This window comes from Chryseobacterium cupriresistens (genome assembly GCF_046614675.1).
Lineage (GTDB): Bacteria > Bacteroidota > Bacteroidia > Flavobacteriales > Weeksellaceae > Chryseobacterium > Chryseobacterium cupriresistens.
Map to the genome: position 1 here is coordinate 381,700 of NZ_JBKKJT010000002.1, position 24,400 is coordinate 406,099.

The 24,400-nt window shown below is 36.6% G+C and carries 20 protein-coding genes; 10 read left to right on the forward strand and 10 right to left on the reverse strand.

Features of this window, described 5'->3' with window-relative positions; all coding sequences use genetic code 11:
• The first annotated feature begins 29 nt into the window (after nt 1-29).
• Nucleotides 30-326, forward strand: a complete 297-nt coding sequence (locus tag ACLI50_RS06930) for an MGMT family protein (RefSeq protein ID WP_110008117.1) — start codon at nt 30-32, stop codon at nt 324-326.
• Nucleotides 327-610: 284 nt separating this feature from the next.
• Here the strand turns inward: ACLI50_RS06930 and ACLI50_RS06935 are convergent, their stop codons facing one another.
• Both ACLI50_RS06935 and htpG read right to left on the reverse strand, forming a co-directional pair.
• The gene (locus ACLI50_RS06935; protein WP_110008116.1) at nt 611-997 is read right to left on the reverse strand and encodes a helix-turn-helix transcriptional regulator; all 387 of its coding nucleotides are present in this window, start codon (nt 995-997) and stop codon (nt 611-613) included.
• A 284-nt stretch (nt 998-1,281) separates the two neighbouring features.
• Complete coding sequence (gene htpG / locus ACLI50_RS06940; RefSeq protein WP_202844160.1) at nt 1,282-3,174, reverse strand: molecular chaperone HtpG; 1,893 nt, start codon at nt 3,172-3,174, stop codon at nt 1,282-1,284.
• Between the two features lie 152 nt (nt 3,175-3,326).
• Between htpG and ACLI50_RS06945 the strand changes: the two genes are divergently transcribed.
• Together ACLI50_RS06945 and ACLI50_RS06950 are read left to right on the forward strand one after the other, a co-directional pair.
• Complete coding sequence (locus tag ACLI50_RS06945) at nt 3,327-6,221, forward strand: alpha/beta hydrolase family protein (RefSeq protein ID WP_411413451.1); 2,895 nt, start codon at nt 3,327-3,329, stop codon at nt 6,219-6,221.
• Between the two features lie 141 nt (nt 6,222-6,362).
• Nucleotides 6,363-7,796 carry a hypothetical protein gene (locus tag ACLI50_RS06950; protein ID WP_411413452.1) on the forward strand — a complete coding sequence of 478 codons (1,434 nt, stop codon included), beginning with the start codon at nt 6,363-6,365 and terminating at the stop codon, nt 7,794-7,796.
• A 268-nt stretch (nt 7,797-8,064) separates the two neighbouring features.
• On the opposite strand, the gene recA is transcribed toward ACLI50_RS06950, so the two are convergent.
• Together recA and ACLI50_RS06960 are read right to left on the reverse strand one after the other, a co-directional pair.
• Nucleotides 8,065-9,066 (reverse strand): recombinase RecA, encoded by a 1,002-nt coding sequence (recA, locus tag ACLI50_RS06955; RefSeq protein WP_062676286.1) that lies wholly within the window; start codon nt 9,064-9,066, stop codon nt 8,065-8,067.
• A 470-nt stretch (nt 9,067-9,536) separates the two neighbouring features.
• Complete coding sequence (locus tag ACLI50_RS06960; RefSeq protein ID WP_411413453.1) at nt 9,537-10,721, reverse strand: oxygenase MpaB family protein; 1,185 nt, start codon at nt 10,719-10,721, stop codon at nt 9,537-9,539.
• Nucleotides 10,722-10,928: 207 nt separating this feature from the next.
• Here ACLI50_RS06960 and ACLI50_RS06965 point away from each other — a divergent pair, with 207 nt between their 5' ends.
• Nucleotides 10,929-11,750 (forward strand): hypothetical protein, encoded by an 822-nt coding sequence (locus ACLI50_RS06965; RefSeq protein WP_411413454.1) that lies wholly within the window; start codon nt 10,929-10,931, stop codon nt 11,748-11,750.
• 63 nt (nt 11,751-11,813) lie between these two features.
• Here ACLI50_RS06965 and gap read toward each other — a convergent pair whose 3' ends face one another.
• The 4 genes from gap to ACLI50_RS06985 form a co-directional block, all read right to left on the reverse strand.
• Nucleotides 11,814-12,818, reverse strand: coding sequence for a type I glyceraldehyde-3-phosphate dehydrogenase (gene gap, locus ACLI50_RS06970; protein WP_110008110.1), 1,005 nt, complete (start codon nt 12,816-12,818; stop codon nt 11,814-11,816).
• A gap of 32 nt (nt 12,819-12,850) precedes the next feature.
• The gene (pfkA, locus tag ACLI50_RS06975; protein WP_120232866.1) at nt 12,851-13,837 is read right to left on the reverse strand and encodes a 6-phosphofructokinase; all 987 of its coding nucleotides are present in this window, start codon (nt 13,835-13,837) and stop codon (nt 12,851-12,853) included.
• A gap of 83 nt (nt 13,838-13,920) precedes the next feature.
• Nucleotides 13,921-14,799, reverse strand: a complete 879-nt coding sequence (locus tag ACLI50_RS06980; RefSeq protein ID WP_411413455.1) for a DUF4846 domain-containing protein — start codon at nt 14,797-14,799, stop codon at nt 13,921-13,923.
• 62 nt (nt 14,800-14,861) lie between these two features.
• The gene (locus tag ACLI50_RS06985; RefSeq protein ID WP_411413456.1) at nt 14,862-15,212 is read right to left on the reverse strand and encodes a winged helix-turn-helix transcriptional regulator; all 351 of its coding nucleotides are present in this window, start codon (nt 15,210-15,212) and stop codon (nt 14,862-14,864) included.
• 94 nt (nt 15,213-15,306) lie between these two features.
• On the opposite strand from ACLI50_RS06985, the gene ACLI50_RS06990 reads away from it, so the two are divergent.
• Entirely contained in the window at nt 15,307-16,107 is an 801-nt protein-coding gene (locus tag ACLI50_RS06990; protein ID WP_411413457.1) for a DNA alkylation repair protein, read from the forward strand.
• A gap of 322 nt (nt 16,108-16,429) precedes the next feature.
• Here the strand turns inward: ACLI50_RS06990 and ACLI50_RS06995 are convergent, their stop codons facing one another.
• Both ACLI50_RS06995 and ACLI50_RS07000 read right to left on the reverse strand, forming a co-directional pair.
• Nucleotides 16,430-17,188 (reverse strand): TIGR03915 family putative DNA repair protein, encoded by a 759-nt coding sequence (locus ACLI50_RS06995; protein WP_202841313.1) that lies wholly within the window; start codon nt 17,186-17,188, stop codon nt 16,430-16,432.
• A gap of 151 nt (nt 17,189-17,339) precedes the next feature.
• Nucleotides 17,340-18,599 carry a putative DNA modification/repair radical SAM protein gene (locus ACLI50_RS07000; protein WP_411413458.1) on the reverse strand — a complete coding sequence of 420 codons (1,260 nt, stop codon included), beginning with the start codon at nt 18,597-18,599 and terminating at the stop codon, nt 17,340-17,342.
• A 156-nt stretch (nt 18,600-18,755) separates the two neighbouring features.
• On the opposite strand from ACLI50_RS07000, the gene ACLI50_RS07005 reads away from it, so the two are divergent.
• From ACLI50_RS07005 to sucC, 5 genes are all read left to right on the forward strand, one after another.
• Nucleotides 18,756-20,084 (forward strand): hydroxymethylglutaryl-CoA reductase, degradative, encoded by a 1,329-nt coding sequence (locus tag ACLI50_RS07005; protein WP_202841309.1) that lies wholly within the window; start codon nt 18,756-18,758, stop codon nt 20,082-20,084.
• Nucleotides 20,085-20,250: 166 nt separating this feature from the next.
• Nucleotides 20,251-21,339: a hypothetical protein gene (locus tag ACLI50_RS07010; protein ID WP_202841308.1), complete on the forward strand. Its 1,089-nt coding sequence runs from the start codon at nt 20,251-20,253 to the stop codon at nt 21,337-21,339.
• Nucleotide 21,340: 1 nt separating this feature from the next.
• Complete coding sequence (locus tag ACLI50_RS07015) at nt 21,341-21,727, forward strand: DUF423 domain-containing protein (RefSeq protein WP_411413459.1); 387 nt, start codon at nt 21,341-21,343, stop codon at nt 21,725-21,727.
• Nucleotides 21,728-21,730: 3 nt separating this feature from the next.
• Nucleotides 21,731-23,008, forward strand: coding sequence for a chloride channel protein (locus tag ACLI50_RS07020; RefSeq protein WP_343641430.1), 1,278 nt, complete (start codon nt 21,731-21,733; stop codon nt 23,006-23,008).
• Between the two features lie 131 nt (nt 23,009-23,139).
• Nucleotides 23,140-24,330 carry an ADP-forming succinate--CoA ligase subunit beta gene (gene sucC / locus ACLI50_RS07025; protein ID WP_343641432.1) on the forward strand — a complete coding sequence of 397 codons (1,191 nt, stop codon included), beginning with the start codon at nt 23,140-23,142 and terminating at the stop codon, nt 24,328-24,330.
• The last annotated feature ends 70 nt before the right edge of the window (nt 24,331-24,400 follow it).

Here is a 24,400-nt window from a genome sequence, read left to right on the forward strand (position 1 = left end):
GAGAACCGACTTAAAATAATCATTTTGATATGGACGAAATTTTCAAACAACAGGTATACGAAGTGGCAAGACTTATTCCCAAAGGAAGAGTATCTACTTACGGCGCCATAGCAAAAGCTGTTGGTTATCCTAATCATTCCAGACATGTAGGAAAAGCGATGGGAGGATGTCCGAAAGATGTTCCTGCACACCGCGTGATTTCAAGCTCAGGAGTATTATCTGTCCCCGAATTTCAGCCAAAGCTGGAAGCAGAAGGAATCATTGTTGAAAACCTCAGAATAAAGAATTTCAAAAAACTGTTCTGGGATCCGTTGGAGGAATTGTAAATTTCAAAGAATTCTTTTAATGCAAAGTTTCTATTTATAAACTCTAATATTTTTAAGGGAGCAAAGAAGAAATCAATTTCATTGATTCTTTCTAAGCAAACGTATCATTCATCATAAAGCTTCATCAGTGACAAAGTCGCAACTCTTCGCTTCCTGAAATAAAACATAAGGATCATCAATCCTTGGCGTTAAAAAAGCGCTCACCTCAAAAACCTCCGTAAAAAAATGTCACTCCATACATTAATATGAAGTGACATCAATATTTTCTACAGTTTGAAACTGTATTATTTTCTTCCTCTTGGGAGATCTTTTAGTTCTTCTTTCAGCTTTTCGTTCTCCTCTTTTAATAGAGCAATATAGTTTTGAAGGTTTTTAATGATGTCGCCAGGGATATTATCATAATTATTTTGGTTACTGATAACTCCTGCAGATCTATCATTAAATACAGGATGATCATTATTAACAACTACTGTAGCTTCCTCTTCTTCATAAATGTCCTCAATGGGTACATCCAGAAAACGGGCAAGTTTATCCCACTCATCTTTTACGATCCTCACATCACCGCTTTCTTTTCTGCTGTAATTAGATACATCTGTTGCGATAAAATCAGCTACCTGTTGTTGAGTATAACCTTTTTGCTTTCTGATGAGACGTAATTTTTCTTTTTGCATGACCGACATTTTATACAAAAATGGCAAAAAAGGAGAAGCTATACAATAAAAAGTAGAAAAAAATAGGTGCTAAAGAATAAAATTAAAGATAAAATGAAACTAAATTTAAAAACAGAAGGGTTATCTGATTTAATTGTTGAAAATTTTCTTTCAGAATAACTTCTGATAAGAGAAAGATTTAAACCTTACAGGTTTCTAAAAACTGTAAGGTTTGGATTATCTATTTACAATTTATACTTTTTAAACAAAAAAGACTGCTTCAAAATGAAACAGTCTCTTGTAAATTATTTTTCAAGCTGCTTATAGCTTCTCTGTATAAAATCTGTCAGGTCTTTTCCTTTCAGTAAGTTTTGTGAAAGCTTGGCAAGATCAAGAGCATATTTGATTAAGCTTTCTTTTTCTTCAGCATTCTCAGTCTTTAAGATCTGGCTGGAAAGCTCACTGTTGGAGTTCACCACAAGATTATACATCTCCGGGAAACCTCCCATTCCGAACATACCGCCTCCGCCTGTAGCCTGCATTTCCTTCATTCTTCTCATGAATTCAGGCTGGGTAATCGTGAACGGAGCATCACTGCTGTCAAGATCTTCAAGCTGTACCGTAAATTTAGAATCCTTTATCGCCTCTTCTACATTCTTTTTCAAAGATTCTTTTTCGGTTTCATTCAGTTTTGAAATTACCGGTTCATCTTTTTTGATAAGGTTATTAACATGATCGGCATCTACTCTCGCAAATGAAATATTTTCTTTTGAAGTTTCCAGTTTCTGGATCACGTGTGAAATGATAGGAGAATCCAATAGCAGAACTTCATATCCTTTATCTTTTGCAGACTGGATGTAGCTGTGCTGCTCATCAGCATTGGTAGCATACAGGATAACCAGTTTGTTGTCTTTATCAGTTTGTATTGGCTTGATTTTCTCTACCAGTTCATCCCAAAGGAAATATTTACCGTCTGTTGTAGGATATAAAGTGAATTTGTCTGCTTTTTCAGCAAATTTTTCTTCTGTAATGATTCCGTATTCGATTACAACCTTGATATCATTCCATTTTTTTTCATAATCTTCACGGTTTTCGTTGATTAAAGAAGCCATTTTGTCGGCAACTTTTTTCGTGATATACGATGAAATTTTCTTTACAGCACCGTCTGCCTGAAGATAAGAACGGGACACGTTCAATGGGATATCCGGAGAATCAATTACACCTCTTAGCAACATCAGGAAGTCAGGAACAATCCCTTTTACTTCATCCGTTACAAATACCTGGTTTTGATATAACTGAATTTTATCTTTATCAATATTCAGATTATTGCTCAATTTCGGGAAAAATAAAATTCCGGTAAGGTTGAAAGGATAATCAACATTCAGGTGGATGTTGAATAACGGTTCTTCAAACTGCATTGGGTACAGTTCATGATAGAACTTCATATAATCCTCGTTGGTCAGTTCACTTGGAGCGATGGTCCATGCCGGAACCGGATTGTTGATGATATTGTCTACCTCTTCTGTTTCAGCTACGGCATCCTCAGGAGCATCTTCCGGTAAAGGAAGTGTATGTGTTTTTGTCCCGAATTTAATCGGAACAGGCATAAATTTGTTATACTTTAATAGCAGTTCACGGATTTTTCCTTCTTCCAGAAACTCTACGGAATCTTCAGCAATATGGAGGATGATTTCCGTTCCTCTGTCTGTTTTATCAGTAGTTTCTTCAAGCGTGAATTCCGGGCTTCCGTCACAGATCCAACGTACTGCCGGCTCATCTTTATAAGATTTTGTAAGGATTTCCACCTTTTCAGCCACCATGAAAGCAGAGTAAAATCCAAGACCGAAATGTCCGATAATCCCGGAATCTTTTGCAGAATCCTTATATTTTTCCAAAAACTCTTCAGCGCCTGAAAAAGCAACCTGGTTGATATATTTTTCAACTTCTTCGCCGGTCATACCAATTCCCTGGTCGATGATGCGTAATGTTTTCTGGTCTTTATCAATTTTAACTTCAAGTTTTGGATTTCCATATTCCACTTTTGCCTCACCAATGCTTGTCAGGTGTTTTAATTTTAAAGTAGCATCCGTTGCATTGGAGATCAATTCTCTCAAGAATATTTCGTGGTCACTGTAAAGAAATTTTTTAATAAGCGGGAAAATGTTTTCCACAGATACATTAATATTTCCTTTAGTCATCATATTTTAGATTTTTAATTTAAAATTCTTTCTCAAAAAAAATACCATGCAGGAGAAAGTGACAGAATGTCATTTTTTCAAACTGAAAAGATCTTGTTATATGGATTTGTCAAAGAAATGCCTTACTTTTAAATCTTAAAATATTTTTAAAAATGAAGTTGAAATGTACAGTTTTTATGCTGCTCATCATGACCTTCTGGGTATATGGGCAGAAGAAGCCTTTAGACCATTCTGTTTACGACAGCTGGCAAAATATCGGATCAAGAAAAATCTCAAATGATGGAAAGTGGATTGCCTATTCGGTAGATGCTCAGGAAGGAAATTCTGACCTTTCTTTATATTCCGTTAAAAATAAGACAACAAAGAAGTTTGCAAGAGCGGCAAAAGTGGATTTTACCAATGATTCCAGGTTTGCTGTTTTTCAGATCCGACCGCAGTATAAAGATATAAAAGCGGTAAAAGATAAAAAACTGAAGAAAAATAAATTAACAAAAGACAGCCTTGCCATTGTTGATTTTTTTAATGATAAAACAGAGAAAATTCCGAATGTAAAATCATTTAAAATTCCCGAAAAAGCAGGTTCTTACGTTGCTTATCTTCTGGAAAATATAAAAGATAAATCTTCTGATGATGCTTCCGACAAAGAAGACGGGGAAGAAAATAAAGAGGAAGAAAAAAATGTAAAACCATTACAGCTGGTGGTGAAAAACCTTTTGGATGGAAAAAGTACAACATATGATAATGTCATACGCTACGAGTTCAGTAAAAACGGGAAGCAGCTTGTTTTTGTAACCAAGAAGCCGGATGAAAAGAAAGATAAAAAAGAAGGAAAGGATTCAACAGATGAAAAATCTTCGGATAAAAAAGATACAGACAAGTCAAAACCCAAGAAATATGCATTGCAAACTGTGCAGGTAGTTGATCTGCAAAAAGGAACCGTCAATACAATTTCTGAAATGGAGGGAGACTTTTCACAATTGTCTTTTGACGAAGAAGGAAATCAGCTGGCTTATGTAGGAACTTCTTCTGCACAGAATGATCTGGTGAAGTTGTATCAGCTATATTACTTTAATTTTAAAGGAAACAAAAAAGCAATTGTTACCAATGAGAATGCACAGATGAAGAGAAACTGGGTAATTTCCGAAAACCGGTTGCCGCTGTTCAGTAAAAATGGGAAACAGTTGTATTTCGGTGTTGCTCCGAAGCCAATTGCAAAAGATACTGCCATGATTGCAAATGATCATGCCGTTGTGGATATCTGGAATTATAAGGACGATTATCTGCAAACGGTACAGCTAAAAGAATTGAAAAATGATCTGAAAAAATCCTACGCTGCAGTTATGCAAACGGAAAAACCGGATTTCTTCACCAATATTGACGGAGAAGATTTGGATACTTTACGACTGGTGAACGAAGGAAATGCAGAATTTGCGCTGGGAATTACCAGTATCAATAACCGGATTTCTTCACAATGGGAAGGGGCAACAAAGAAGACCTATTTTCTGATTGACAATAAAACAGGAGAGAGAACCGAAATTATTAAAAACCTCAATGGAGCAGCGGCTGTATCTCCGCTGGGAAAATTTGTTGTGATCTTTGACAGAGAAAAAGGGAAATGGCTGAGCTATAATGTGAAGACAAAACAAACCCTGCCATTGAATACAGGTCTACCTGTTTCCTTCGTTGATGAAGAATTTGATATGCCGGATTTTCCAAATTCTTATGGTATTGCATCCTGGACAGATAATGATGAATCTGTAATTATCAGAGACCGTTACGATCTTTGGGAATTTTTCCTGAACAGTTCAAAAAAGCCGAGAAATATGACCAATGGATTCGGACGTAAGCATAAAATAACATTTGATACCTATGATCTGGATAAGGATAATAAAAGCTTAAACAGAAAATCAGTCATTTATTTATCCGCATTTGATAATACATCCAAGGCCAACGGAATTTTTAAAACATCTGTTCAGTCAAACGCTGATCCGGTAAAGATTCAGATGGAAAATGTATGGGGATACAGAACCCTTCAAAAAGCAAAAAAAGCTGAGGAATATATTCTGGTAAAAGAATCATACACGGATTCTCCCAATATTTTTGCAACATCAGATTTTTCAGAACAACAAAAACTGAGCAATACCAATCCTCAGCAAAATCAATATAACTGGGGAACAAACGAATTGGTAAACTGGACAACACCAAAAGGAAATACTTCTACAGGAGTGTTATACAAACCGGAAAACTTTGATCCGAATAAAAAATATCCGATGATTGTCTATTTCTATGAAAAACTGTCAGACAATTTAAACCGTTATGTTGCACCAGCTCCAACGCCTTCAAGATTAAATATTTCTTATTTTGTGAGCAACGGATATCTGGTTTTCACACCTGATATTTCATATACAGATGGTTTCCCTGGAGAATCTGCGATGGAATACATTAATTCCGGAGTTGAAAAGTTAAAGCAAAATGCATGGGTAGACGGTGCAAAAATAGGAATTCAGGGACAAAGCTGGGGAGGTTATCAGGTTGCTTATCTTATTGCTCATACCAATATGTATGCAGCTGCATGGAGTGGGGCACCCGTTGTCAACATGACGTCTGCCTATGGAGGAATCCGATGGACTTCAGGAATGAACAGGCAGTTTCAGTATGAGAAATCACAAAGCAGATTGGGGAAAAACTTGTGGGAAGCACCGGATCTTTATATTAAAAATTCACCGCTTTTTACTATTGATAAAGTACAGACTCCGGTGGTTATTATGAGTAATGATAAAGATGGAGCTGTGCCATGGTATCAGGGGATTGAAATGTTTACAGCATTACGCCGCCTTGGAAAACCGGTATGGCTTCTGAATTATAATGGAGATGATCATAACCTTATGAAACGTCAGAACAGAAAAGATATTCAAATCCGCGAACAGCAGTTTTTTGATTATTATCTTAAAGGTGCTAAAGCTCCGGTCTGGATGACAAAAGGAATCCCGGCAACCCAAAAAGGAAAGGATTGGGGATTTGAACTGACAGATGATAAACCTAATTAACAGAATTCCGGCGGAGCCAAAGGCTCCGCCGGAATTTTTCATTATAAAAGCAATAAAGAGCACACTGACACAATGGCATTTTTTTTATGATGGGTCTGTTGAGCACTTTTATTATATTTACCGCCAATTATAAATAACAGTATGGGAATCTTTGATTTTTTTAAGAAGAAAAATAACAGTCAGGAAAATGTAAGTACTCCGGTTCAGGAAATGGAAATGCCGGAAGAAAAAATAGTAGAGGAAGTGGTGGAAGAAGTTGTGGAAACAATACCGGAAATCCCTTCACAGCCGGTAGAAGAACCAAAAGTAAATGAAGAATATGAAAAAATCAGGGTTTATAATGATTATATCGTGTATTCTATAGCCCTTCAGCTAAGAGGTGAGTATACACCGCTTTCTGCTTTTGAAAAAGAAAATGGCGGGGTAGAAGGCTTTGCATATATGGTTACTGAAGATGCTTATGCGCTTTCTCCACAACAGGCGATTGCACAGATGGAAGAAAAGTTTGAAAGTGAGCTTCAGGAAGGGAAGATTAAATCTTATATGATACTATATCATTCTCAGTTTGATCATAACGGTAATCACACTCCGGCTATTCAGGAAGGAGAATTCAAGGGAATTTCACTTGCTTATCACTTTGCCGGTGATGAAAAGAAGAAAACAGGATTGCCTTATATTTTCGAAAACCAGAATATTACGTATAAAGGTTTTGCAGAGTTTTCTCATGAAGAAAATAATGCGATTATGAACCATCAGTTGATTGAGGGACAAAATTATTTCCAGAATACAGTAGGGATTGCGGCTCCTGAAACCACTAATGAAGCTGGGATAATTATCAGAAAATCCAATGTTCATAATCTTGTGAATACATGGAGTGGCGTTTTTGGACATCAGAACTTTCAGACTAAAGATTACGGGCAGTATCTTAGCGCAGTTTTAATGCAGTCCACTGTTTCTGATCCGACAGGAGAGGCCAGAAATAAAACTGAATTTGAGGATGTAAGATTTAAAACCATTGTTACAGATGAATTGAGTACTATAATTCCGGAAGTAAAAACGGATTATACTCTGGATTTTGAAACCAGATCAATCAGAGAATGGGAAAATGCATTGAATTTACAGGCAATTGTAGCAGGACCTGCCAGAGATACTTTTGGTGTTTGGTTTTTTGCAACAGATTATGCTGAAAACAGAAATACCTACATGACTCAGCCTCATCTGAAGGTGAATGTCAGCGGAATTGTTTTCATCCTTGATGTTCAAACCAATACTGATTTACCGGATGGAACCAAAATGAGTGAGGATTTTACTACCTATGCACCAAGTCAGGACCTGCCTAATTATGCATGTTTCGATTTTATTGGTCAGGTAGTAGACTTTAAAGAAACAGAATTGCTTGAAGATAGAAGTGTTAAAGGATATATTTTGAAGTTGAAATTGATCACGAATGAAGAGAATGAAGATTTCTTCACCATTGATGCTTTTGTGAACAAAGAGAACATGAGAATGGAAACGCTTACAAAAGGAATGAAAGTGACCGGAGCACTTCAGCTGCAGGGTAAAATTGCTGAATAATTTTTAAAAAATATAAAATCTCAAAGAGGTTGTTCTACGGAATGACCTCTTTTTTATTTTCTGACCCTTCATTTATTTAAACGCATCGTTGATGGAGCTTTGTGGTAAATGATGCATTTGCTTAGTAAGAATCAATGAAATTGATTCAGCTCTTTGCTCCCTTAAAAATATTACAGCATACAGATGAAACCTTTGCGTTAGAAAAATCTTTACTTTAAAAACAGAAAAAGGCAATCCGAAGACTGCCTTTTCTATATTTTCTGAAAAATTATTTGTTTTTCATTTCTTCCTTAATCTTAGCTTCCAATTCTTCAGCAAGATCCGGATTATCTCTTAAAACATCTTTTACAGCATCACGTCCCTGACCCAATTTAGTCTCTTCGTAGCTGAACCATGATCCGCTTTTCTTCACAATTCCCATATCTACAGCGGTATCAAGAATTTCTCCTACTTTAGAAACACCTTCACCATACATGATGTCGAATTCTGCCTGCTTGAATGGAGGTGCTACTTTGTTTTTCACAATCTTCACTTTCACACGGCTACCGATTGCTTCATCACCTTGTTTGATAGGAGCACTTGCTTTTCTGATATCAATTCTTACAGAAGCGTAAAACTTCAGTGCATTACCTCCGGTAGTGGTTTCAGGGTTCCCGAACATGACACCGATCTTTTCTCTCAACTGGTTGATGAAAATCACGGTACATTTTGTTCTTGAAATCGTAGCGGTAAGCTTTCTTAATGCCTGAGACATTAATCTTGCATGAAGACCCATTTTGGAATCTCCCATTTCACCTTCGATTTCTGCTTTTGGAGTAAGAGCTGCCACAGAGTCAATAACAACGATATCAATAGCTCCTGAACGGATCAAATTATCTGCAATTTCTAAAGCCTGCTCACCGTTGTCCGGCTGAGAAATGATCAGGTTTTCAAGATCAATTCCTAATTTCGCAGCATACGTTCTGTCGAAAGCGTGCTCTGCATCAATGAATGCTGCAATACCACCTGCTTTTTGAGCCTCAGCAATAGCGTGAAGGGTCAACGTTGTTTTACCTGAAGATTCAGGACCATATATTTCAATGATTCTTCCTTTTGGATATCCGCCTATACCTAGGGCAATATCCAAACCTAAAGAACCGGAAGGAATTACTTCTATGGTATTGTCTATAGATTCATCACCTAAAGTCATTACCGTTCCCTTCCCATATGTTTTATCTAGCTTGTCAAGCACTAAAGCGAGTGCTTTTTTCTTATCATCAATGTTACTCATCTCTATTAAAATAATTTCTCAAAAATACATAATTTATAGATCAAAAGCTAATATTATTTGTTTCTGAAAGCTGTTTTAAGAGTTAAAAAATGATAAAATTTTATTACTGATCTCATTCATAACGAAGCAGATGCGGAATGCTGTATCTAAAGTATTTTTTTTATGCTTATTACTTTATTAAGATGAGTTTTTTTGCTGGAAATTGCAAAGGCGCCATTCTTTTAATATAGATTATGCTTTAAGGCGCAAGGATTTTATCTCCGATAAAATTGAGTAGTATATGTATTTTTTACCCCACGCTGATTTTGCAGATAACGCAGATATTAATGAAAACCTGTATCATCGTTGATTGCAAGAATTTTACTTGAAATTATATATTCCGTGCTGAAAATCTTCGATTTTCTTGCGTCCTAAAAAACTTTTGCAATGTCTTGAAATTTTTGCGCCTTTGCGAGTTCCAACAATTGATTTTAATGAAAATTTGAATTTTTAGTGATGGCAAGATAATCTTCCAGTACTTTCATCTGATCTTTGTTTCCTCTTTTTATTCTGGCATTGCGGCTTATAAGGCTGTCATAAATTGTGTTGAAAAGTATTTTCGATTTTGGAAACAGGTTTCTGTAAGGAACTTCCGGAATTTGTAATCTTTTACACACTTCGTCATCTAAAAGAAACCAGGTACAGCAGATGTGCAGATATCTTAAATTTTTTCTCTGGAACTCAAATTTTAAAATAGGATTTTCCAATGATTCATCCAAAAGAGAATGAGCCAGAAGAACAGAATCTTTATCCGAAGGGGGCTGAACGGAAGTCCATAAATAAAAATATTCCGTTGCCTGTTTCTTATCATCAGGAAGAAGCTGTTCCGGAATTCCCAAAAGGTAACCCACGTATTTCCAAAGATGGAAAATTCCCTGTTCTTCTTCAACAGAAAAACGATTTCCCAGCTTTTTAAGACTATGAAGGAATACCAGACTAAACCCGATATACGTTGCCATCATGTCCCATGAATTGATAGGCTCTCCCCAATTTTCAGTGTTCCAGTCTTTATAATGTTTTTTAATGGAAAGCCTTGCGTAAGAATGAATCAAACGGGTTTTTATGGCAAATTCATATCCTTTTGCATGGATTTCCAATGCGTTGTACCGGGTAGCATTCACCCAAAAGTCCAATGTTTCAGAAAGGCGTTTCACGGCCCCTTTTTTCAAAGCTTCCGTAACAATTAATGGTTTGTTGAGGTAGGCGTAGTCATAACCACCAATCAGACAATAATCCCTTAATGAAATTAATGAATCAAGATTGCTTCTCATGCAGAGTTCAGCTCCGCTTTTGAGCAGGTTATAATCCAGCCAGTCCGGAACTTTTTGAGTTTGGCTGAACATTTTTTTTACACTTTCAGGAACATCATCAGTTTCTGAGGCTCCATTTCTGATGTAATGTTCAATTTCCCTGGAAGCCTCATGAAATTTTTTAGTGAAATAAACATCTTTTACCACCTCGTCACCGATCTCATCCGTATGATGGAAATAGGGAGCAAATTTTTCAAATTTTTCAAAACTCACTTCTGCCCCGGAAAATTCTATAAGCTGCTTTCCATTGCCATGTTCCCAAAATTTCCTGAAATGGGGAGCGTCTTTAAAACGGGGTTGTATCATGTTTCATTCCTTTATCTATAAAAGTACAAGTTTTATGCTGAAATGTTTTGGTGAGATTTGTCAGGAAGCGGCATCAATTAAAATTCTTTTTGATTTCGATTTTTTAAGCTTAAAAATTACCCTTTTGGGTTATTTCAGATCATAATAAGCCATTGTAGCTTTATATAAAATTAATAACTAAAGGATTAATCTAAAAAATATATAATCATGAAAACAAAAATTTTATTATTGTCAGTGTTTTGTTCAGGGTTGGCTTTTGGTCAAGTAACAATTAAAGGAAATGATATTATAATAGATGTTGATTCGAATGTAAAATCATTTGAAACAGTTATTGAATATGTTAAGGATAATGCCGGTAAAAATAAATATGATATTATTGCACCCAATCCCAAAGGCTATAGTATTTCACTTAAAAAAAATGCTACTATGCAACCTGTATTACAAATTGATAAAGCAGAATCAGAGAAAGAAACTAAGATTAATAAGGATAAAATCGGAGAGATTACCTTTAAACGTAATACTGAATTGACAATTACAATTACTACTACTGATAAAGATCCCGTAGAAAAAGTTTACAAGATAAAAACTCAGACTGATTGGAGGTGGACTACTACATTTGGTGCCAATGCGATTTTTTATACCAATCGTAATCAATTTATTTCACAGACTGACAACGGATTACAAAAAGTGACTGAGATTCAGAGTAATAAAACGATGGAACTTATGCCTGCAGTTATGTTTAATTTTATGGATTATCAGAATACTATTTCTTATGGATTTTCAGGAGGATTGGGAATTAATTTTGAAGAAATTGCTGTTTTTGCAGGACTGTCTTTAGGAATTGGGCAGAATATTATTTTGACAGGAGGTGTTGGTGTTCATAAACAGACTCTACCCAATACCAATTATTTTGTAGGGCAAACAATTGATAGTTCCGTAACCAATGATAATTTAAATGAATCGCAATATCGTATTAACCCTTTTATTGGAATCTCTTTTCGATTAGATAAAAATCCATTTAAAAAATAAAAACAAAAAAACCTTCCCATCGGGAAGGTTTTATATTACTTATTGCTTATCGCTCATTATTGATTATAAAGAAGCCGCGTGTACAAGCATATCAACTAACTTGTTAGAGTAACCCATTTCGTTGTCATACCAGGAAACAAGTTTTACGAAGTTAGGAGAAAGCATGATACCAGCATCTTTGTCGAAGATAGAAGTTCTCTTATCTCCTACGAAGTCCTGAGATACTACTGCATCTTCAGTATATCCTAGGATACCTTTCAATTCACCTTCAGAAGCAGCTTTGATTACTGAACAGATTTCTTCATAAGAAGCAGCCTTTTCAATTCTCACTGTTAAATCTACTACAGAAACGTCAACAGTTGGTACTCTGAAAGACATACCTGTTAATTTTCCGTTTAGTGAAGGGATTACTTTTCCTACTGCTTTAGCAGCACCAGTAGAAGAAGGGATGATGTTATTCAGAGCAGCTCTACCACCTCTCCAGTCTTTCATTGAAGGACCGTCAACCGTTTTCTGAGTAGCTGTTGTAGCGTGTACAGTAGTCATCAAACCTTCTACGATTCCAAAGTTATCGTGGATTACTTTAGCTAAAGGAGCTAAACAGTTTGTAGTACAAGAAGCATTTGATAAGATTTTGATATCATCAGTAAGCTCCTTGTGGTTTACCCCCATTACGAACATTGGAGTGTCATCTTTAGAAGGAGCAGAAAGGATTACTTTTTTAGCACCTGCAGCAAGGTGTTTTGCAGCGCTGTCTTTATCAAGGAATAAACCGGTAGATTCTACTACGTAATCAGCACCGATTTCGTTCCATTTTAGGTTACTTGGATCTTTTTCAGCAGTTACTCTGATTTTTTTCCCGTTTACTACAAGATCATTTCCTTCTACAGAAACTTCACCTGGGAAAATACCATGTACAGAGTCATATTTTAACATGTAAGCCATGTATTCTGCATTGATTAGGTCATTGATTCCTACAACTTCAATGTTGTCTCTTTCAGTCATTGCTCTGAAAACAAGACGTCCAATTCTACCAAAACCGTTGATACCTACTTTAATTGTTGACATAATAGTTTGTTTTTATTAGATTATAAAAATAATTAGATTGCTAAAATTTCTGAAATCAGTAAAAGGTCTTTATTGATTTCATTATGTTTTTTAATGGCTTCTTCAATTGGCGTATACGTCAGATCGTTGGAACGCATTCCTGCCATTACATTGGTTTGTCCTTCCATTAATCCGGTTACGGCTCCATAGCCCAGTCGGCTTGCCAAAACTCTGTCTGCACAGCTTGGAGAACCACCTCTCTGCATATGTCCCAAAATCGCTACACGAATGTCATAATCAGGGAAGGTCTGTTTGGTTTTTTCTGCAAGTTCATACACATTGGCTAGTTTTTCACCTTCTGCAACCACCACAATGCTTGATGCTTTTCCGGTTTTTTCCGCATCCCTGAATTTCGTGAAAAGCTCATCAATACTGTCTTTTTTCTCAGGAATTAAAATATCCAGAGCTCCTGTTGCCAATCCACTGTTTAGAGCAATAAAACCCGCATCACGACCCATTACTTCCACAAAGAAAACCCTGTTGTGGGAAGTTGCCGTGTCACGGATTTTGTCAATGGCATCCATTGCCGTATTCAATGCAGTGTCGTATCCGATCGTATTATCAGTTCCGAAAATATCGTTGTCGATCGTTCCCGGGATACCGATTACTCTGATTCCGAACTCTTCATTAAAGATTTTGGCACCGGTAAATGTTCCGTCACCTCCGATACATACCAATCCGTCAATTCCCAGCTTTATACAGTTGTCGTAAGCTTTCTGACGGCCTTCTTTAGTTCTGAACTCAGCAGATCTGGCAGATTTTAGAATGGTTCCACCCTGGTTGATTATATTTTTTACGGAACGGGCTCCCATTTTCAGGAAATCATTATTGATAAGGCCGTTGTAACCTTCCCTCACTCCGTAGCATTCGATATTATAGTAATTGGCGGTTCTTACTACCGCTCTTAACGCCGCATTCATACCCGGAGAGTCACCTCCTGAAGTAAGAACTGCAATTTTTTTTACAGCACTCTCTTTCATCAAGTAAAAAATTTCGAAAACAAATTTACAAAAACAAGTTCAGATTATCGTAGTAAGTTTCCAATAGTTTTGAATATAAATTATTAAAAGCTTCTGAAGTTTGTAGGTTTAAAAAAATATCGTGCAGTTTTGGTCTCCTCAGCATGGATGTCAAGGTCATACCAGGGCGTAAAATAGGGATTAAACGGATTTGAAAGTACATGAACTGATTGCGCCGGGGTGAATCCTTCACTTAATAAGAATAATCTTTTTCCTTCCTTATTCCGGCAGACACCGGAAATAAAAACAATGTGTCCGGGACTTCCCGGTGTGATTAAAATATCTCCTGTTTTCAGATCTGAATTTTTATTGACCGGTTTTGTTTCTTTATTTAATGAAATCGTTCCTGAATAATTAAAAATGACATCCAGATAATTTCTGAAACTTTGATAAGAATCATCAAAAGACGCAGCTCTTCTGAAGTTGACAGAATTTCCGCTGACAAAAGCTCTCGTTCCGTTTTTATAATCATTCCAGCTGAAAAGATCACCGCTTGTAAAATGAAATTTAATTTCGTTAAATTTTTTTGCCTTATAAAGATATTCAGCTCTCATTCGGATGACTGCATCAGCACATTGCTGAAGATCCTTATTTCCGGTATCAATATCAAAAACCGCTTCATGAAGATGCTGGGTAGAAATAGGTGTCCCGTCATATTTTACAATCTGGCTGCCGTAAGGTTTGAGTTTGAAATTCTCAATGAAATGCCCGAAAGAGCCAGGTTTTTCTTCCATCCACTCATAACCTTCCGGAGGTGAAAATCTTTGCCTGATGGTATTTTTACCTTTATTGATTTTTAAAGCATTTTCAGCAATTAAATGCTCATTTTGATCCGGTTCAGGTAATAAACGGTCTGATATTTTTTCTTTTGTACAGCCTATGTAAATGAGAATAACAATGATTCCTGTGATAACTTTTTTCATGCGTTTTAGTGAACACAAATATCATTTTTTTTCACCTATCCGCCAATATCTTATTTGAAAATTTATCGGTTCAACGACTCCTCTTTTCCAGGAATCAACAATTTACCCCAATCATTCAGCTGCCAGAGGATCTTCACAAGTTTTTCCCCAAGTTCTGTCAAGGTATATTCAACCCTTGGAGGTAGTTCATTAAAGGATTGTTTTGTTAAAATGCCATCATCTACCATTTCAGTCAGCTGCTGATTCAAAACCCTGCGGTCCACTTTTGCAATCCCGCGTAAAAACTCACTGGGACGTTTTTTGCCTTCATTAATCTGCCAGACAATGGGAATTTTCCATTTTCCACTGATAGTATTGACAGCAACTTCCAACGGACATATTTTATTTTCTTCAGCTCTTCCCTTTGTTTCCATAAAATTGACTTTTTTATCCCTATGTGGTAAAAATGTGCGGTATTGTTTTTCTCCGCCCACTTTCAGACTTTTGTAAAGGTAATCATTAAATAGTATGACAGAAAAACGAAAAGGAGCCCGCTCCATCAAAGATATTCCAGCGGATATTCTGGATCAGCTGAACAGAGGAGAAATTGAAACCGCCAATCTTACGGAATGGCTGGCTGTAGATCAAAGATTGCTGTTGGAAAATCTGCTTTTACAGAATAATCGTAAGGAATATTTGACACCCGTTTTAGAAAATGTAAACCAGCTGAAAAAGCAAACTGTCAATACCATTAATGAAACAATAGGAATTGGATTACTTAATCTGGCTGTGAAAAATAAGGATAACGAATTTCTTTTGAAATTATCAGTTCATCCCGCAGATCTGGTACGTTGCTGGGCAGCTTATACGATTGGAAGAAATAACGGTTTACAACTTAAGGAAAAATTAAACAAAATTCAGCCATTTGCTTCTGACTCTCATTTTGGAGTGAGGGAAATCTGCTGGATGACGGTGCGTCCGGATATCGCCAGAAACCTTGAGGAAAGCTTATCTCTTTTATCAGAATGGACGATGCATGACGATGAAAATGTAAGACGTTTTGCCAGCGAATCCACAAGGCCAAGAGGTGTGTGGTGTGAACATATTGATGCTTTAAAACAAAATCCGGGACTTGGACTGGAAATTCTGGAACCTTTACGATCAGATTCATCCCGATATGTACAGGACAGTGTCGGCAACTGGCTGAATGATGCCAGTAAATCACAACCCGAATTTGTAGTGGAAATCTGTGACGAATGGCTTCGGGAAAGTCCGACAAAAGAAACGCAGTATATTGTAAAGAAAGCGTTACGGACCATCAGAAAGTGAGAGTTATCCACAAACTAGGAATGTTGATATGGTTTTTGAATCTTTAGATTGCAGATTTACATGGGTTTATAATATATTTTATATTCCTTTACTTTCTGGAACTGGCTTTATTTACTCTATTTTTATAAAAAAATTGATGTTGAATTATTTTCAATGTTAACGGTATGTTAACTCAAAAAAGTTATCCACAATATGAGTTTTCCATTAATGCGGATTTTATCTCCCATAAAATGAACAGGTTATAAAATATGGATCAAAAAATAATTTGAAACCGCAGTTTTTATCGTCGAAATAAAAAGTTATCCACAATATGGAATTCCGGCTACCATTTTTCAGTCAGATATTTCCAGTATCTTTTGGGAACATGCTGAATATGGAGTTTCATATTTTTCCTTTCTACAATATTGGTTTTTGTGAAATATCGCTGCCAGAGTATCTGATAATTATTTTCTTCATCATGAAATTTCTGCTGATAATTATGGAGAATAATTTTTTCATCAGGATAGAAAAACTCACAATCGTTCAGATCATACAGAAGTCCGTAGTTTCTCCGGAGATCGTAGATCATCCATTTCTGATCCTGGTATCGGTCGTGAAAATGTTTTCTGATTAAAGGAAGAACATTGAAATCGGGATCTATTTTAGAGAAAAAAACACCATCCCGCATTTTTTCAAACCGTACAAAAGCCGTCATTCTGTGTCTTTCGCGGTTAACTGATTTACAGATTTTTGAAATTTTTAAAACATCATTATCGGCAAAATTTTCAAGAATATTATTTTCGGGATTTTTCACTGACTGCCTTACTGCGGATAAGATGAGGTTTTCCAGATCCGGATCTTCAGATAAAAAAACTTTTAAAAGTTGATATATACCCTGTTTTCCAATATTCTGCTCCAATTTGTTGAGAACCCGCTCAGACTTTTCTGTCTGAGTAATAACTTCATGAATTTCTGCAAAAATATTTTCTTGATGAAACCTTTCCCTGCTTGTGATTTCCACATCTTTATAACGGTATTCGAAAACTTCAAATATGGCTGTGAAAAGACCGTCAAAACTTCCATCATAGAGTAGGGTTGTCATGTGTTGAATTAAAATTTGTGTGTGCTTGTCATTCTGAACGAAATAAAATGAAGTGAAGAATCTAGAGATTCTTCCTTCGTCAGAATGACAGTCGTGTTGTATTATAAATTAGTGTCCATTTGTGAAAATATGGTGTCATTTGTGTTTAAAATCAAAACAAAGTCAGCTGTTGCGAAAACTGGTTATGAAATTTGGATGAGCTTCCGCCTATGAGCAGCTTTCTGAAGTTTTTATCCGTTAAGTATTTCAGGTAGGCATTCCCAGCATTAAAATCGATGAAATATTTTGCCCGGTTAACAGCTGCTCCGAGTTTTTTCAAATGATCCATCGTTAAAATCTGAAAACGTCTTGCACTCACAATTTTCTGAGCTGTTTTCACTCCGATTCCGGGAATTCTTAAAATCGTCCGGTATTCGGCAGTCTGGAGATTCACCGGGAACTGATCCAGATTCCGTAATGCCCAGCTTAATTTCGGATCCATTTCCAGGTCAAGAAAAGGAACATTCGGATCTAAAATTTCTTCCGCTTTAAAACCATAAAATCTCATCAGCCAGTCCGACTGATACAGTCGGTTTTCCCTAAGCATAGGGACTTCTGTGGTTAAAGAGGGCAGTCTTTGATCTTCCAGAACCGGAACATACCCGGAATAATAAACTCTTTTCAGATTAAAGTTTTTATAAAAATGATCGGCCACTTTGATGATCTGTAAATCGTTTTCATTGGTTGCCCCCACAATCATTTGTGTAGACTGTCCGGCCGGAGCAAACTTCGGAACCTTCTTAAGGATTTTCTTTTCATCTTTATATTGAATGATACCTTTTTGAATATACCGCATCGGGCTGATCATATCCTGTCTGTTTTTTTCAGGAGCCAGCAGTTTTAATCCGCTTTCCGTAGGAATTTCAATATTGACGGATAAACGGTCTGCATACAACGCAGCTTCCTGCATCAGATCATCACTTGCTCCCGGAATAGATTTCAAATGAATGTAACCGTTAAAATTTTCTTCCAGGCGCAGCTTTTTGGCCACTCTTACCAGTCTTTCCATTGTGGTATCAGCATTTTTAAAAATTCCTGAGCTTAGAAACAAACCTTCAATATAATTCCTGCGGTAAAAATTGATGGTAAGATCTACCACTTCTTCTACCGTAAAAGCAGCTCTTTTGATATCATTGGAACTTCTGGAAACGCAGTAAGCACAATCATAAATGCAATGGTTGGTCAACAGAACTTTAAGCAGGGAAACACATCTTCCGTCTTCTGTATAGGTATGACAGATCCCGCTTGCAGAACTATCTCCCAATGCTCCTTTTTTATTTTTTCTTGTACCTCCGCTTGATGAACAGGAAACATCATATTTCGCTGCATCTGCAAGGATTTCAAGCTTTTCTTTAAGACGGTCAAAATTCATGTTTAAAATGATTTGATATGTTTTGTATCTGAATTGTAATTTAATATTGTTCAAATTTAGTTCCAAAATTGATAAAAGTCAACCTTTTTTCATAGAAGTTATCAACAAAAAAGAGTCTCAAAATCATTATATTTACGGCTCATTAAAGTTTATATCATGAATCATAAACCAATCGAAGGTTTTTCCAAGCTTCCAAAGCAGGGGAAAATCGAATGGCTCGTAAACGAATATCTTGAAGGAAACCAGGAATATCAAAATATATTAAAACAATACTGGAATGATGATGCAGATCTTCAGAAGCTTCACGAAGAGTTTTCTGAAAATACCATCTCTAATTTTTATATGCCGTACGGAATTGCTCCGAACTTTTTAATCGATGGAAAACTGTTGGCGCTTCCAATGGCTGTTGAAGAAAGTTCAGTAGTTGCTGCCGCTTCCAAAGCTGCCAAATTCTGGATCGATAAAGGAGGTTTTAAAACAACGATTATCAATACTGAAAAACTGGGGCATACCCACTTTATTTTTAATGTAGAACCTCACAAATTATTACATTTCTTTAATTTCAGTTTAAAGAAAAAATTATTTGAAGCTACAGAAGATATCACCGCGAATATGAGAAAACGTGGCGGAGGTATTTTAAACATCAGCCTGGTGGATAAAACAGCAGAAATGCCGAATTATTACCAGTTGAAAGCAAGCTTTGATACCGTAGATTCAATGGGAGCGAATTTTATCAACTCATGTCTTGAGCAGTTCGGAAAGACTTTGAGACAGGAAGTTGCTACCAGCGAAGATTTTACTCAGGAAGAAAAGAATTCACTACAGATTGTGATGAATATTCTTTCCAACTTTACCCCTGACTGTATTGTGAGAGCTGAGGTTTCGTGTAAAATGGAAGATTTAAAAGATGACAGTGGAATTTCTCCTGAAGAATTTGCTTCTAAATTCAAACAGGCCGTTACCATTGCAGAAATAGAACCTTACCGTGCGACTACTCATAATAAAGGAGTAATGAATGGAGTAGATGCCGTTGTAATCGCTACCGGAAATGATTTCAGAGCTACGGAAGCCTGTGCACATGCCTATGCAGCAAGAGATGGCCAATACAGATCTTTAACACACTGTACAACAGATAACGGAATCTTCAGATTCTGGATTGATCTTCCTATTTCTGTTGGAGTTGTGGGAGGACTTACCAATCTTCACCCTTTGGTAAAATTCTCACTGGCACTTCTTGGGAAACCTTCCGCACAAGAGCTGATGAGCATCATGGCAGTTTCAGGACTTGCACAAAACTTTGGGGCTTTACGCTCTCTGGTGACCACAGGAATCCAGAAAGGACATATGAAGATGCACTTATTGAATATTCTGAACCAATTGGGCGCTACTGAAGAAGAAAAACAGCACTTTGTAACGTATTTTAAAGATAAGACGGTGAGCCACCATGAGGTGATCAATGAATTTAACAGAATGAGAGGAAACTAATGCTACAGATCATTTTGCCTATCGTATTCCTTCTTTTTGGATTCTTTCTGAAGAAAACAAACAATGAAGGTTTCAGAAGTTCCAAAAAATTCGCCAATATGTTTATCATACTGGGGATTTCTACACTGGTTGCTAAGTTCATTTTAATGTACTTAAAATCAAAATAGTGAAAAAGGGTATTGTATTTTTCTTACTGATTTCCGGGTTAAGTTTTTCACAGCAGCAAAAAGTGAAAATCACTAATCTGCAGCCTAAAACTGAAGATACCGTTTTTCCGGTTGTTTCTTATCCTGAAAATCCGCGGGTCGAAAATAAAATCAATACATTTCTGCAGGTAGATCAGCTGGAATATGTTCCCGGATCTGGCGGAAACCCTTTTAAACTGGCTTCTACAGCAACCAATTCCTATTCCAACTATCTTTATTTTTATAGTTGGGATAAAATTGAAACTCCTGAAAATATCCTGAGCATTGCCATAGACGGCGAAGCTTCAGGTGCTTATCCAGAAGGGTTTTTAATCTGGAAAAATTTTGATCTGAGAACAGGAAATTTTATCAATGCTGAAGATTTATTTCAACCCAATTCAGTTAAAATGGTTGAAAGTATCATTCAGAAAAGAGTAAAGAAAAGAATTGCCGACTTTCTGGTCAAGCTGAAAGCAGAAAAAAATCCATCTGAGGAAACTGAAGATCAGATCGCTATGTATGAGGACTGTTTTACAGAACATACTTTAGAAGACATCAGATATTTTTTCGGAAAAGATAAACTGACTTTTGTTGCCGGAAGATGCTCCAACCATGCTATGAGAGCTCTGGATGACCTCGACAGTCACGAAATAAAGTTTTCCTACAAAGAACTGGAAAAATATTGGAGTCCTTATGCAAGAAATTTAATTTCCGGTTCTGAAAAAATAGGTGCCACCAGTTTTAGAAATAAGTTGTACAAAGGAAAAATAGATGGCAAATATCCTGTCACTGTTTTTATCAGCCGCTTATATAAAGGAGAAAGTGAAAATGATACAAGTTCCTTTACTGCATTGTATTGGTATGATAAAAATAAAAAACTGATCCCATGGGACGGTAAAATGAAAGGAAATCATATTTCCATTACTGAGAATGATCATTATGATGAAGCTGTCGGCAAATGGATTCCAAGAGCTTTTGTGGAAGCAGATATGAATGGAAATACAATTTCAGGAACCTGGCAGGATGATAAAACAAAAAAATATTTAACCTTAGAATTAGAAGAGTTATAAAATGAAAACAATCACATTAATTTTTGGAGCAGTTTACGGAATGGTGTCTGTAATCCTGGGTGCTTTCGGAGCACACGCTTTAAAGAAAATATTAGCTGTGGAAAGACTGGAAAGTTTTGAAACAGGAGTAAGATACCAGATGTATGCAGCTTTTTTCCTGCTGATCATCGGGTATATCTTAAAATTTGAAACTTCTGCTGAAAAATGGACTTCCATTTTAATGATTGCAGGAACATTTTTATTCTCTGTAAGCATCTATTTCTTAAGCATGCAGGATTATTGGGGAATGAATCTTAAATTCTTAGGCCCTATCACTCCGCTTGGAGGTCTGATGATGATCTTGAGCTGGGGAATGCTTATTTTTTATTTTGCTAAAAACAGAATTTAGCGAATGAAAATTAATAGAAGAAGACGATTAATACGAACATTCAATCTGTTAGATCAACCTATCAGATTCAATCCGTTTGTATTCAGCCGTACTTTTTTTATGTGGGCTGTTACAGGCCTGGTAGGCGGTGTCATTGCCGGCGGATATTGGATTGTATTGGAATATTTTACAGAATTTTTAGCGGAATTTCAAGGTTGGGAAGTTATTCCAACCATGGCAATCTGTGGATTGCTTGCAGGTCTGGTGATTCACTTTATAGGCGATCCCGGAGAAATTCATCTGATTGTTAATAATATCAGATTCAATAAAGGAAAACTGGATCCGAAAAATAATCCATCCATGATTCTTTCTTCTCTTTTTTGTGTAGCATCGGGAGGAAGTTTGGGACCGGAAGCTCCCTTGGTACAGGTCACCGGATCTACAGGAACCTGGTTGGGGAAAATTTTCAGACTGAAAGGTGAGGAGCTGAGGTCATTAAGTATTGCCGGGATGGCGTCCGGTTTTACGGCTTTGTTTGGTGCACCGCTTGGAGGAAGCCTTTTCTCTCTGGAAATTCTGCATCACAAACATGCGGTAGAATATTATAAAGCCATTATTCCTGCGTTAGTAGCAAGCTGTTTCAGTTACTTAATGTTTGCTTTGATTATCCATTTGGGAATTGGGGCAACATGGGATCTGAAAGCATATCATTACACAGGTGTATATGATTTTCTGTATGCTGTTTTGTTCGGAATTGTGGGTACCTTATTCGGATGGATCTTCATTTTTGTAGTTAAATTTTTCAAAAAAGTTTTTGAGTACAGAAAATTCCCGATTTACATTAAAACATTAGCAGGAGGAATTATTTTAGGAATCATTGCTTATAATTTTCCCATCACAAGATATTTTGGACACAATGAGATCAATCAACTGATCAGTGGAAACTTCGGACTGAATTTTTTAATCCTGGTTCTGGTTTTTAAAATACTGGCTATTGCCATTACAGTAACTTCCGGATGGAGAGGCGGTTTTATCATTCCTTTGTTCTTTGTAGGAACAACATTGGGATTAATTATTCACAATTTATTTCCCACGGTAGATACCACACTGTCGATTGTAAGTTGCATGGCTGCCATTAATGCATGTGTGACTAGAACACCCATGAGTACAACAATTATCCTGGGAACCTTAACCGGATTTACTTATTTCGTGCCGATATTGTTTGCCAGTCTTACAGGATATTTTCTGGCTCCGAAAATTCCGTTTATAGGGTCTCAGTCTGAGAAATTAGCGGAAGAATAAGGGAAAATCGAGTGATATGTTAAAAATCAAGTCTGCCGGTCTTTAAATTTTAAGTCAATAAACTTGAACTTCCGTGTCTTTTTAGTAAATTTGTCAACCTTTAAATTTTTAAATAAAATAATAAAAATAATATGAATCTTCACGAGTATCAATCAAAAGAGATTTTATCAAAGTACGGAGTGGCTATCCAACGTGGTTTCGTTGCAAACAACGTAGAAGAAGCTGTAGCTGCTGCAGAAAAACTAACTGCTGAAACTGGCGCTCAAGGGTGGGTAGTAAAAGCTCAGATCCACGCAGGTGGTCGTGGTAAAGGTGGTGGTGTAAAGTTCTCTCCAAACATGGATAAACTTAAAGAAAACGCTCAGAACATCATCGGAATGCAGCTGGTAACTCCACAAACTTCTGCTGAAGGTAAAAAAGTAAATTCTGTTTTGATTGCAGAGGATGTATATTATCCAGGTGAAACAGAAACTAAAGAATTTTATGTTTCTATTCTTTTAGACAGAGCTGAAGGAAAAAATACAATCGTATATTCTACTGAAGGGGGTATGGATATTGAGCACGTTGCTGAAGTAACTCCTCACTTGATCCACAAAGAAATCATTGATCCTGCTTTAGGTCTTCAAGGGTTCCAGGCTAGAAAAATTGCTTTCAACTTAGGTCTTGAAGGAAATGCTTTCAAAGAATTCGTAAAATTCATCGGTTCACTTTACAATGCTTACACAGGTATTGATGCATCTCTTTTCGAAATCAACCCGGTGTTGAAAACTTCTGATAACAAAATTATCGCTGTAGATGCTAAAGTAACTTTAGATGACAACTCATTATTCCGTCACAAAGACTTAGCAGAACTTAGAGATACAAGAGAAGAAGATCCAATGGATGTAGAAGCTGGTGAAGCTGGTCTTAACTTCGTAAAACTGGATGGTAACGTTGCTTGTATGGTAAACGGAGCTGGTCTTGCAATGGCAACTATGGATATCATCAAATTATCTGGTGGTAACCCTGCAAACTTCCTTGACGTAGGTGGTACTGCAGATGCTCAGAGAGTACAGACTGCTTTCGGAATCATCTTAAGAGATCCAAACGTAAAAGCTATTTTGATCAACATCTTCGGAGGTATCGTAAGATGTGACAGAGTTGCTCAGGGTGTTGTAGATGCTTACAAAGCTATGGGTAGCCTTCCTGTTCCATTGATCGTAAGATTACAGGGAACTAACGCTGTAGAAGCTAAAAAATTAATTGACGAGTCTGGTCTTCCGGTACACTCTGCAATTACTTTAGAAGAAGCTGCAAACAAAGTAAAAGAAGTTTTAGCATAAGCTGAAATTTTTAAATAAAATAGAAAACCGTTCCAATTTTGGAACGGTTTTTTTGTTGGAACGTGAAGGG